This window comes from Pseudomonas sp. GW821-FHT10C09 (assembly GCF_059415465.1).
The window spans coordinates 58,400-69,964 of record NZ_JBWKNG010000019.1; the positions used below are offsets into that span (position 1 = coordinate 58,400).

13 protein-coding genes are annotated in these 11,565 nt (G+C 58.6%); 6 read left to right on the forward strand and 7 right to left on the reverse strand.

Annotated elements, in window-relative coordinates; all coding sequences use genetic code 11:
- Positions 1 to 20: 20 nt before the first annotated feature.
- Entirely contained in the window at positions 21 to 1,127 is a 1,107-nt protein-coding gene (locus AC07N8_RS20260) for a cytochrome P450 (RefSeq protein ID WP_493145769.1), read from the forward strand.
- Here the strand turns inward: AC07N8_RS20260 and AC07N8_RS20265 are convergent.
- Positions 1,086 to 1,949: a LysR family transcriptional regulator gene (locus tag AC07N8_RS20265; RefSeq protein WP_493145768.1), complete on the reverse strand. Its 864-nt coding sequence runs from the start codon at positions 1,947 to 1,949 to the stop codon at positions 1,086 to 1,088. The genes AC07N8_RS20260 and AC07N8_RS20265 overlap by 42 nt on opposite strands.
- Before the next feature lie 117 nt (positions 1,950 to 2,066).
- Here AC07N8_RS20265 and AC07N8_RS20270 point away from each other — a divergent pair, with 117 nt between their 5' ends.
- Entirely contained in the window at positions 2,067 to 3,098 is a 1,032-nt protein-coding gene (locus tag AC07N8_RS20270; RefSeq protein WP_493145767.1) for a D-cysteine desulfhydrase family protein, read from the forward strand.
- 103 nt (positions 3,099 to 3,201) lie between these two features.
- Positions 3,202 to 3,504 carry a pyocin S6 family toxin immunity protein gene (locus AC07N8_RS20275; protein ID WP_483839642.1) on the forward strand — a complete coding sequence of 101 codons (303 nt, stop codon included), beginning with the start codon at positions 3,202 to 3,204 and terminating at the stop codon, positions 3,502 to 3,504.
- An 8-nt stretch (positions 3,505 to 3,512) separates the two neighbouring features.
- Here AC07N8_RS20275 and AC07N8_RS20280 read toward each other — a convergent pair whose 3' ends face one another.
- From AC07N8_RS20280 to AC07N8_RS20290, 3 genes are all read right to left on the reverse strand, one after another.
- Positions 3,513 to 3,851 (reverse strand): FKBP-type peptidyl-prolyl cis-trans isomerase, encoded by a 339-nt coding sequence (locus AC07N8_RS20280; protein ID WP_483839643.1) that lies wholly within the window; start codon positions 3,849 to 3,851, stop codon positions 3,513 to 3,515.
- A 70-nt stretch (positions 3,852 to 3,921) separates the two neighbouring features.
- A complete protein-coding gene (locus tag AC07N8_RS20285; RefSeq protein WP_483839644.1) occupies positions 3,922 to 4,440 on the reverse strand; it encodes a hypothetical protein in 519 nt (172 codons plus the stop codon).
- Between the two features lie 35 nt (positions 4,441 to 4,475).
- Positions 4,476 to 5,210: a hypothetical protein gene (locus AC07N8_RS20290; protein WP_493145766.1), complete on the reverse strand. Its 735-nt coding sequence runs from the start codon at positions 5,208 to 5,210 to the stop codon at positions 4,476 to 4,478.
- Between the two features lie 157 nt (positions 5,211 to 5,367).
- On the opposite strand from AC07N8_RS20290, the gene AC07N8_RS20295 reads away from it, so the two are divergent.
- Complete coding sequence (locus tag AC07N8_RS20295) at positions 5,368 to 6,441, forward strand: diguanylate cyclase domain-containing protein (protein WP_493145765.1); 1,074 nt, start codon at positions 5,368 to 5,370, stop codon at positions 6,439 to 6,441.
- Positions 6,442 to 6,444: 3 nt separating this feature from the next.
- Here the strand turns inward: AC07N8_RS20295 and AC07N8_RS20300 are convergent, their stop codons facing one another.
- On the reverse strand, positions 6,445 to 6,753 hold the full coding sequence (locus tag AC07N8_RS20300; protein WP_493145764.1) for an RcnB family protein: 309 nt from the start codon (positions 6,751 to 6,753) through the stop codon (positions 6,445 to 6,447).
- Between the two features lie 152 nt (positions 6,754 to 6,905).
- Between AC07N8_RS20300 and AC07N8_RS20305 the strand changes: the two genes are divergently transcribed.
- Together AC07N8_RS20305 and AC07N8_RS20310 are read left to right on the forward strand one after the other, a co-directional pair.
- On the forward strand, positions 6,906 to 7,511 hold the full coding sequence (locus tag AC07N8_RS20305) for a DJ-1/PfpI family protein (RefSeq protein WP_483839649.1): 606 nt from the start codon (positions 6,906 to 6,908) through the stop codon (positions 7,509 to 7,511).
- A 203-nt stretch (positions 7,512 to 7,714) separates the two neighbouring features.
- The gene (locus AC07N8_RS20310) at positions 7,715 to 9,526 is read left to right on the forward strand and encodes a monovalent cation:proton antiporter-2 (CPA2) family protein (protein ID WP_483839650.1); all 1,812 of its coding nucleotides are present in this window, start codon (positions 7,715 to 7,717) and stop codon (positions 9,524 to 9,526) included.
- 130 nt (positions 9,527 to 9,656) lie between these two features.
- On the opposite strand, the gene AC07N8_RS20315 is transcribed toward AC07N8_RS20310, so the two are convergent.
- Both AC07N8_RS20315 and AC07N8_RS20320 read right to left on the reverse strand, forming a co-directional pair.
- Positions 9,657 to 10,196, reverse strand: coding sequence for a hypothetical protein (locus tag AC07N8_RS20315; RefSeq protein WP_493145763.1), 540 nt, complete (start codon positions 10,194 to 10,196; stop codon positions 9,657 to 9,659).
- A gap of 217 nt (positions 10,197 to 10,413) precedes the next feature.
- Positions 10,414 to 11,343 (reverse strand): hypothetical protein, encoded by a 930-nt coding sequence (locus tag AC07N8_RS20320; protein WP_493145762.1) that lies wholly within the window; start codon positions 11,341 to 11,343, stop codon positions 10,414 to 10,416.
- Positions 11,344 to 11,565 lie beyond the last annotated feature (222 nt).

Here is an 11,565-nt window from a genome sequence, read left to right on the forward strand (position 1 = left end):
CCCGAACAAGGCTGCGACCCATGGACCCGATCATCGCTGCGACTCATGTCGACCCTTATCCCTATTACGCGCAACTGCGTGCCGAAGGAGGACTGATTTTTCACGCGGGACTGAACCTGTGGGTGGCCAGCAGCGCCCGAGCGGTCGCCGCCGTGCTGGCCCATCCTGATTGCCATGTTCGCCCGGCCGCGGAACCGGTGCCCAAGGCGATTGCCGGCGGCATGGCGGGCATGGTGTTCGGGCAGTTGATGCGGATGAATGAAGGCGAACGGCAGCGTTGCCCGAGGTCGGCGATTGAGCCGGGCCTGGGGCTGATTGACGCGAATGAAGTCAATGCACTGGTGGCTGCGCGGCTGATCACGCCGGATGCCGACGGTTTGTACAACGCCATGTTTCGCGGGCCGGTGTGCGTGGTCGCAGCGTTGTTGGGGTTCACGCCGGCTCAGGGGCGGACGATCAGTGCGCTGACGGCGGAGTTCGTGGCGTGCCTGTCGCCGCTGAGCAACCAGGCGCAACTCGACGCTGCAGAGGCTGCGGCTGAACATTTGCGGGGTTACTTCGTTGAATTGCTGGATGACCCGGACAACAAAAGCGCGCTGCTCGCCAGGATTCGTGGGCGCTTCAGCGGTGACCAAGAAACGCTCACCGCCAATCTGATTGGCTTGTTTTCCCAGACTTTCGAGGCCACTGCGGGACTGATCGGTAATGCACTGCTGGCGGTGATGAGAAATCCATTGCTGCACGAGGCTCGGGTGGAGGATTTGATTGCCGAAACCCAGCGCTTTGATCCGTCGGTGCAGAACACTCGGCGGTTTGTGGCTGAACCGTGTGAAATCGAGGGGGTGAATGTCCAGTCGGGCGATGTGATTTTGCTGCTGTTGGCGTCGGCCAATCGTGATCCACTGCTGAATGACAGCCCTGATGTTTTTTTGGTGGATCGCCCGCAGCGCCGCAGTTTTACCTTCGGCGCGGGGCGGCATCAGTGTCCGGGGCAAGTGTTGGCGTTGGGGATTGCCAGTGCAACGTTGCGGGAGATTCTGGTGCATCGGTCTGCGCTGGAGCGGCTGACCTGGGAATATCGGCCTTCACTGAATGGGCGGATTCCGGTGTTTCGTGACCAGGCTTGAGACCGAGTTATCGTTCATCGCGAGCAGGCTCGCTCCCACATTGGATCTGCGTTGTTCACAAATCCCCTGTGGGAGCGAGCCTGCTCGCGAAAGCGTCTTCACATTCGCTACATCACCAACCGCCCCACCACAAAATCCACAAACGCCTTCAACTTGGGCATTGCTCTTCAACACCGCACTTTCAGGCCAAGGCACCTCGCTGGCGCCGTTGCGCAGCGGCCAGGCAAACCGGTTATTCCACGAGGTGTGCGTGAGAATCCGATGCCGATGCAGGTCTTCGGGGGACGTGGGCTCCTGCCATTTCTGCAGGTAAGCGGGCGATGCACAGATCACCATGCGATACGGCGGCAATGGCTTGGCCAGCAGATTGACGCCAATCAGCTCGGAAATCCTGAAAGCCAGGTCGAACGACGTTTCGTACAGATCCACCACTTCATTGCTCAAGATCAGCTCAACCTGAATCTGCGGATAAAGCTGCATGAACTCCGCCACCAACGGGCCGACCAACGACACGCCCAGGCTCATCGGCGCGGTAATTCGCAACAGGCCACTGGGCTCCGGGTTCGATGCTTCGACCCGACTAAACGCGTACTTCACCTGTTCCAGCGCCAGCTTGGCCTCTTCATAAAACAATCGGCCCTCGGTCGTGATCGATTGCCGCCGTGTGGTGCGCTGTATCAGCTTGGTCTTGAGGGTTTTCTCCAGGCTCTGGATATGCCGCCCGACCATCACCGCCGACATGCCGACTGCATGGGCCGCATCGGCGAAGCTGCCCGCCTCGACCACCGCGACGAAGACTTCCATTTGCCTGAGTTTGCTCATGAACATGCCTTGCATTAAATACATCAGGTTAAAGGAGTAATAACCGGCGATGCGTTTATCCGCCGGGGCTTTCTCCCTAGAGTCACGGTAATAACACTGAACAACGAGGCGTCATTGATGCAAACCCTACTGGACACGTCACTGAGTTCTTTTGCCCGGGCCGACCTTTTGCAAGGCCCGACACCGATCCAGCGCGCCGAACGCCTCGAACAGCAACTGGGTTTGAAAGCGCAAGGCATCGGCCTGTTCCTCAAGCGCGATGATCACATGCTGATCGGCGGCGGTGGCAACAAACTGCGCAAACTCGAATTTCATCTCGGCGCAGCGCTGGCAGCCGGGATCGATACGATCATCACCATCGGCGGCCTCCAATCCAACCATGCGCGCCTGACCGCTGCCGTGTGCGCCCGCCTCGGGATTGCCTGCGAATTGATCCTGACCCGTTCGGTGCCCAAAACGGAAGTGGACTACGAACTCAACGGCAACATCCTGCTCGACCAGTTGTTCGGCGCAACCCTTCGCGTGCTGGCCGGCGGCAGCGATTCGCTGGCCGAAGCCGAGAAACGTGCCGAACACCTTCGGCTTGAAGGGCACAAGGTGCTGGTAATTCCCACGGGGGGCTCGACACCGCTGGGCAGTCTTGGCTATGCGCGTTGCGCGGCGGAGATCGCGCAACAGGAAAGCGAACTGTGCCTCACCTTCAACCAGGTCGTGGTGCCCAACGGCAGCGCCGGCACCCACGCCGGGCTTGCGGCGGGGTTTGAGTTGCTGGATAGGGGGACTTCACTGGTGAAGTCGTATTCGGTGTTGTCTGACAGAGAGTCGTCAGCGGCCCGAACCCGGCAATTGACTCAGGATGTACTGGCGTTGTTGGGCAGCAGTGCGGTTGTTCAGCCTTCGGGGATCGCTATCGACGGCAGTCAGTTGGGCAACGGTTACGGCCTGCCGACGCCGGCCATGCAGGAGGCGGTGCGCTTAATGGCTCGGGCTGAAGGGTTGCTGATTGACCCGGTGTATTCCGGCAAGGCGTTTGCCGGGTTAGTGGCCGACCTCCGGGACGGGCGTTTCCAGCGCGGGGACAATGTGTTGTTTGTGATGACTGGGGGTACGCCGGGGTTGTATGCGTATCGGGAGGCGTTTCAGGATTGAGCCCTCTGAAATAACAGCCGCAAATTCAGAACTCTCCTACATCTATCAAACGCCCATTGAGATAGCGTTCGCATCGCTTTTATAGGATGAGAGAAGAACGCTAATGGCTCGTATAGCAGAGACACCTTTGGTTCAAAACCTGACGTCGGTCGATGGGCACCCTGCTCATTTTTTTTGGATCAGCGGATTTTTAAAAGGTGATCAGGCAGGTGACTTTCTAAAATACGAACTCACCGTTCCGCCCGAGTCAGAAGCCGTGATACTGGGTGTACTGGGCTGGGAAAACCTTGATCAAAGCGAGGACGGGGACTGTTTATTGACGGCCGGGCAGGTCCAACAAATCGCAATAGCGCTCAATGAGCCGCTACCGACTGAGTTGGACCTTTTCATAGGGCTACGGGGGTAGGTTTTCAGTCAATCATCCCGCGTCAGTACTTCCAGCAATTCAATCTCGAAGATCAGGTTCGAATTCGGCGTGATCGCGCCCATCGAACGTTCGCCATACGCCAGATGCGCAGGCACCAGCAGCTTGCGCTTGCCGCCGACTTGCATGCCGACGATGCCCTGATCCCACCCTTTGATTACCCGGCCAGTGCCAATCACGCACTGAAAAGGTTTGCCACGGCTATAGGAAGAGTCGAATTCGGTGCCGTCTTCCAGCCAGCCACGGTATTGGGTGGTGATCAGCGCGCCTTTGACGGCGGCTTTGCCGTCGCCTGGCTGGAGGTCGATGATTTGCAGTTCGTTATTCATGACGGTGTTTATCTGTTTGCAGAATTCGAGGGGCGTGGTTTTCCCAGAAAATCAGCTTGATGGCAACTATTCAGGTGCCTTTATCGGGGTGGGACAACATTTCCACGACTTTTTTGTCTTCCTTCTGCTTCGCATCGACCGCGAAGTCCTTGCCGAAGATCGCCTCAGGAAGGATCCATTTGCCCGTACTGTTTTTCTGGTCGGTCACAATCCCGATCTGGTCTCCTTTGGTGAAATCAAACCAATGCAGGTCCGGGAACTGTTTCAAGTCGAGGGTTTGGACTGTATTGCCCTCCATCACTTCGATTTTTTTAGTCGTAGGGTCCACGCTGACCACCTCTAGCGGTGATCGAGTAATCAACGATGGCGCCCCGACAACGATGACGTTGTTGTTACACCGTTGGCTCGTCGGCTGGATCTTGCCGTCCGCCGAACTATGGGGTTTGTTTGCGCAATCAACAAAAATGCCTGAGTGGTCCACGGTTTCGTTGCCAAGGTACTGGTCGCCGTTGGGCATCTTCAATATCTGTTCGCCCTGCGCCGCACTCACGAACAGAGCGAGGGTCAGGGCAATCGTCAGTCTGGTCATAGCGCACCTGCCATTAGTCCAGTCCCGCGTGGTGACTATAGGAACTCGTCTAAAAACAATGTTCGGGTCACACGCGGCATATTGGGCACATCCATTTCAACGTAAATCACCTGTTTCTTCGGCACTTGGTACACCGTGCCAAATGAGTCGTAACGTTGCGGCTGCTTATCGGTTTTCATCAGTACCTTTTGAACCAGCACGTAATACGTCTCGTCCGTTTCAATCAGCAGCACGGCTTCTTTAATTCCACCATCCTTGATGACGGTCGCCGTCGACAATTCAGTCGGAAAGTTTTTCGCCTGTTTGTCGTCGAAGTGCAGGCGAATCGGGTGCAATACACCACCGTCGCGGACTTGCTGGGCCTGTAACGTACCGAGGTACTCGGCCAGGACGGACGTGCCCCAGAGACCCAAGACCAAAAAAAGCGCGAATAACACTTTGTGCAGAAAGTGCGCAAACAGCTTGTGGTCCGAAGACCAGCCTCCGTTAAGCGCGACATAGAGGATGGCACCGCCGCCCAGAATGAGAGGGATCCAGCCCCCGAACTGTTTCACAGCCGTCCAGGCAAATGCCAAATAGAAATACAGCGAGATATCCAGCGATACCAGCGGTATGCCGAACGTTTTGAAGTAATAAAACAAATGCAGCCACGAATAGAAAAACAGATAAGCCGCAAACAGCAGCGTCGGCCCACCAAAGTGCGCCGACAACTGTGAGCTCTCCGGCGCAGGTGGTGGGGGCGTCGGGCCAGACGGGGTGACCTGAGTCATGCTGAGGATCTCCTGCCAGACGGACGATCACGAAGCAGATGGCGTGCACGGAAAGTCTAGCGCTCGTCAGGCAGAAAGCGACTGCGACCAAACAGTCCGGTGAACTAACATAAGCACCAACGTTTCCTTCGGTTTAATACTCAATGACTATCCCTGAATGAATCTGGCCTGGACCAGCGCAGCCATCGGCTCAGTTATGCTTGCCCTGCTCATCGCGATGATCTATCGCGTGCGCTCGCTGAAACAGCAATTGGTCGAATGTCGTGCGCTGATTGCCAGCCTGTCCGAGGGCCCGTCCGTGCGCCAGGACGGCGATATCGAACGTTTCAAACGCAGCCAATACTTCGCCCGCATCGGCACGTGGGACTGGGACGTCGACACCGACAAGCTCTACTGGTCGGATGCGATCTACGGCATGTTCGGCTTCAAGATCGGCGAAGTGACACCCTCCTACGCCCTGTTTTGCGCCTGCGTACACCCGGAAGACCGAGCCAGCGTACGGGCCGGGGAACTGCGCTGCCTGGAAACCGGCGAAAACCATGACGAGGAATACCGCGTCGTCTGGCCCGACGGCAGCATTCACTGGCTGCGAGAGACCGGCAACGTGGTCAAGAACGACCACGACGCCACCATCAAGATGATGGGCGTGGTGCGCGACATCACTGAGGAAAAAGCCTCCGCCAGTTACCTCCAGCACCTGGCTCACTTCGACCCGTTGACCGGCCTCCCCAATCGCCTGGTGCTGGAAGAGCGGTTGTCCGAAGCGCTGGAACAAGCGCGCATCGGCGCTACACGGGTGGCGCTGGTGTTCGTCGACCTCAACGGTTTCAAGGCCATCAACGATCACTACGGCCATGCGGCCGGCGACCGTGTCCTGATCACCACCGCCACACGGCTGAAGAAAATCCTGCGTTCAACCGACACCGTCGCCCGCATCGGTGGTGACGAATTCGTAGTCATCCTCCAGGGACTGCCCCAAGGCATCAGCCTGCAGGATGAAGCGCGCAGCATCTGCCAGAAAATCTTCGTCGAACTGTCACCGCCCATCACCATCGGCAACGACCAGCGCCACATCGGCACCAGCCTCGGTGTCGCGGTGTACCCCGACCACGCACCGAGCATGGACCGGCTGATTCATATTGCGGACCTGGCGATGTATGAGGCCAAGCGCAGTGGCAATAATCAGTATCGGTTGGGTAGCGAAAGCCCGGTGCGGGCTCACAGCCAATAGGTCCTAACGCTCCACCGGCGTGATGTCCACAATCGTCCCGTTGGTGATCATCACCATCATGTACTTGTCATTGATTTGCACCCACTGCGCCTGATCCTTCGGGGCTTTCAGGCCTTTGGCCTGCCAGTTGGCGAGGGCTTTTTCGCTGCGTTGGTAGATGTCCGGAGCGCGGTCGCCGATCACCAGTTCGCGGGAGTTGTTGACGCCGGGCTGGACGGTTTTCTGAGGGGACTCCGCCGCCTGAACGACGGGATTGATACCGGCTACGCCAGCGGCAATCGCCAGGGCGGCGATGAGGGTTTTGCAGTTCATGGGTGATCCTCCAGTAATGTCATGGCACCTGAACTCCGACTGTGCTCGCGGTGAATCATTCCTTACTGTTGCGATGAATCTGTGCGGGACTGTACCGGGAATCGCGCCTCGGGTCGGCGTAGGCTGCGTGAATTCACTCAGGATCAACCGCCATGCACATTGCCATTCTGACCTTCGACGGTTTCAACGAGCTCGATTCCCTGATCGCCTACGGCATGCTCAGCCGCGTGTCGCTGCTGGGTGACAAGGACTGGCGCGTGAGCATTGCCTCGCCGACGCCGCGCGTCACGTCCATGAATGGTTTGACCATTGATGCGCACATTGATCTGGCCGAAGCCTGCCAGGCGGATGCGGTGCTGGTCGGCAGTGGCCGCAAGACCCGTGAAGTGGCTGAGGATCCGACGATCATGGATCAGTTGCGCTTTGACCCTAGCCGCCAGTTACTGGCCGCGCAGTGTTCGGGGACCTTTTTGCTGGCCAGGCTCGGCTTGCTCGGTGATGCCCCTGCTTGCACCGATGCCATCAGCAAGCCCTGGGTGCAGGCGGCTGGGGTCAATGTGGTGAATCAGGCTTTCTATGCCAATGGGAATATCGCCACGGCGGGTGGATGTTTGTCGGCGCAGTATTTGGCGGTGTGGTTTCTGGCTCGGTTGAAAAGCACTGAAGCGGCGCGGGAGGTGTTGCACAACTTCGCGCCGGTGGGTGAGAAGGAAGAATATGTGGCTCGGGGGATGGCGCATATCGAGGCGTTTATCTGAGTGATGGGTTGCCCGTCCGGGCGTCTTCGCGAGCAGGCTCGCTCCCACACTGGATCTGAGTCGGGCACAACATTTGTGTTCACTGAAGATCAAATGTGGGACTGAGCCTGCTCGCGATTGCGGTTTGTCAGTCAACTTGGCTGACGCATCCGGCCGCAGCCTTTATCCTTGGCGCTCCGCCGTATCGAGTGTTGGAGTAAGCCATGCCCCATGAAGGCAACCTGTTGCAAGCCGCTGTCGTGTTTCTGTTCGCGGCGGTGCTCACCGTGCCCTTGGCCAAGCGCCTGCAATTGGGAGCCGTGCTGGGTTATCTGTTTGCCGGCGTCCTCATCGGGCCGTCGGTGCTGGGGCTGATCGGCAATCCGCAAAGCGTCAGCCATATTTCCGAACTCGGCGTGGTGTTGCTGCTGTTCATCATTGGCCTGGAGCTGTCGCCACGACGCCTGTGGGTGATGCGCAAATCGGTGTTCGGCGTGGGCCTGGCGCAGGTGCTGCTGACCGGCTCGGTGATTGGTGTACTTGCGCTGCTCGTCTTCGGCCAGCCGCTGAACAGTGCCATCGTGCTCGGTCTTGGCCTTGCCCTGTCGTCCACTGCGTTTGGCTTGCAAAGCCTGGCCGAGCGCAAGGAACTGACCAGCCCCCACGGTCGATTGGCGTTTGCGATCCTGCTGTTTCAGGACATCGCTGCCATCCCGCTGATTGCCATGGTCCCCCTGCTGGCCGGTGGTGACCACACCTCCACCGCTGCTGAAGACTTGAATCACGGTTTGCGGGTACTGGGCAGCATTGCGGTGGTGGTCATCGGCGGACGCTATCTGCTGCGTCCGGTGTTTCGCATCGTCGCCAAAACCAGCCTGCCCGAGGTGTCCACCGCCACGGCATTGCTGGTAGTGATCGGCACGGCGTGGCTGATGGACCTGGTCGGCGTGTCCATGGCGCTCGGCGCGTTCCTCGCCGGGCTGCTGCTGGCGGACTCTGAATACCGGCATGAACTGGAAGCGCAGATCGAGCCGTTCAAAGGCCTGCTGCTGGGTCTGTTCTTCATCAGCGTCGGCATGGGCGCCAACCTCAGTCTGCTGCTCAGTGCCCCGCTTGCGGTACTCGGGCTGACCCTGTTGTTGATCGCAATCAAATTGCCGCTGCTGTTTGTGGTCGGCCGATTGGCCGGTGGCCTGGGTAAAGTCAGTGCGCTGCGTCTGGGTATCGTGCTGGCGGCCGGTGGTGAATTCGCGTTTGTGGTGTTCAAGATCGGCCGTGATCAAGGCCTGTTCGAGCCGCACCTGTACGATTTGCTGGTGCTGACCATCACCCTGTCCATGGCGGTGACGCCACTGTTGCTGCTGCTGTGCGCCCGGTTGTATACACCCAAGGTGCAACCGGTGGTGGTGCCGGAGAAATTCCGCGACATCGACACCGATGCGCCGCGCGTAGTGATCGCCGGCATGGGCCGGATGGGGCAGATCGTTGCGCGGATTCTACGGGCGCAAAACATCAAATTCGTGGCGCTCGATACGTCGGTGGAAACCATCGAGCTGTCCCGCAGTTTCGGCGGCGTGCCGGTGTTCTATGGCGACCCGATGCGCCCGGAGATCCTCAGCGCGGCCAAGGTCGAACAGGCGGAATATTTCATCATCGCCACCGATGACCCAGACACCAACATCAAGACCGCCGAGGTGGTGCATCGGCTGTACCCGCACATCAAAATCATCGCCCGCGCACGTAACCGCCAGCATGTGCATCGCCTGGTGGACCTGGGTGCCGAGGCGATTCGTGAAACCTATTATTCGAGCCTGGAAATGAGCCGGCGCACGCTGGTTGGCCTGGGACTCACCCAAGCGCAGGCGGATGCGCGGATCAAGCGCTTCAAACATCACGATGAGCAGGTGTTGGAGGCCCAGCACGCGGTGTATGACGATGCGGCGAAGGTGTTGCAGACGGCGCAGGAAGCGCGGGCGGAATTGGCTAAGTTGTTTGAGTCGGATCAGTTGGAGGAGCAGGAAGCGGGCAAGATTTAAGTGCTGTGGCGGCAGGTATGCCGCCATCGCGAGCAAGCTCGCTCCCACAGTAGACCGCATTCTCCTGTGGGAGCGTGGCTTGCCCGCGATGAACGATAACGCGGTGCAATGCCAGGCCCCCACCCGAGCATCAGTTGGAAAACACAAACTGCCCCTTGACCTTTTTCGAACCGACAAACCCCAGGTCCGGGAACAGCAACGCCTTCACCCAGGCCACATAAAACACCATGGCCAACGTGATCACCACACCGACCACTGTCATCACCGGATCTTCCTCATACCCCTGAAACATCCGCCCGATCTGGCTGACGGTCAGAATCATGTAAAGGGTGTAGGCCTGCGCCGAGTTCTTGTAGAACCCCCAGGCAAACGCCAGCGGCACCAGCGCCGCAAACAAAGTGAAAAACACCACGGCACCGGGGCCGATCATCGAGCCCAGATAAAATCCGGTGACGGCTCCCAGCAAGGCTTGAAGGCAGGTCAGTGCGAGCAGGATGTTGACCTTGAGCGAGTGTTTTTCCCGCAGCGCCGGATCCGGCCTGGCGCCGATCCAGTAAGCGAGTACCCGGTCCTTGACCGTTCCGCCAGAGAACGCCTTGAACGTCGCGGTTTTGGAGTTCCCGGCGTCGAGTGCCGCCATCAGTTGCCGCTTGATTTCCTTTTTGTCCAACGCCCTGCTCTCCTTTCAAAAACAACCCAGATCAAACCTGTGAGGCATCTTCGCTTTATTGGGGGCCACAAAGCAAAACGCCGCTTCCACCAGAGGTGGAAGCGGCAGAGGCATGAGCCTCAGCGGATCAATGCATGAACAGGGCGATCAGGATAATGATCGGGATCGGCACGCCAAGAAAGAACAGCAGTAATGAGCGCATGATGATTCTCCTGGGTTAGCGGACTGGGGTAGTGGTGACGTAAGTGTCGGTTTCCACGTACACAACGGCGTCCCGACGACGACCGCCAAAGGTAGCGGCAAGGCTGGCGAAAAACGCGCCGATCAGCAGTGCGATGAACATCCACAGCGACGTCCAGGCAGCGACTTTCGCGGCGGTGTCAGCGGCTTGCTGGGCAGCCACCTTGGCGTCGGCCACAGCTTTTTGTGTACGGGCATAGACTTCATCGACACGACGCTCGGCGTCTGCCTGGGTCAGGTTGGTGCGTTGGGCGACCATTTGTGCGAGGTAGGTCCGGTCTTCGGCGCTCAGGCCGTTGTTGCCCAGGCTGCGCACAAAGATGCGCGTCACGGTGCCTCGCGCGGCGTCATCGCTGACGGCGGCCGGACGATCGTCACGGAACAGGCTGTCGACGAAATAGCCGTACTGATCGCTATTGGTATTGGCAGCCGCGGTGCCGGCGGCTTGAGTGGCCGCACTGGCTGCGCCGCCGACCATATTGGCCCCGGCCTGCATGCCACCACTGACAACACTGCTGACCGAGCCGACCACCAGGGTCGCGGTCACCAGCGTCGCCACGCACCAAGCGAGGAAGCCATGGGCGGTATCACGGAAATACACTTCATCCCCGTGCATGTTGGCCCACTTGACCCGCAAGCGACCGGCAATGTAACCACCGGCCCCGGCCGCCAAAATTTGCGTCACCGCCAGCCACACGATGGTTGAAATGCCCAGACCCTTGGCACTCACACCTTCATTGGCCCACGGCGACACCGCCGAAAAACCCAGGCCGAAACCTAGCAGCACCAGGATCAGCGACAACGCTGCCGCCGCAGCGGCCCCGGCGAAGATCGCCCCCCAGGACACACCCGAGAGCGTGCTCGTTTCTTCTGCGACGTTATAGAAACCATCAGAAGATCTATTCATTGTTATATCGCTCCAGGCAGGAAAGATGGTGTTACAACTCTTCAAATGCACCATTGCAGTCAGCGTGCCAGTCGCGTCTTTTAAATATTTCTATGTTTTTCAAAAGCTTATAAAGATTGAACTTCCTTTTCTCATGCAATTTGCAAGGAATGCCTCAACGCAGCGGGTTTTCTGCATTGATCAAAATAATCAGCGCATGAAGTTTTATTTAGAAAGACTGCG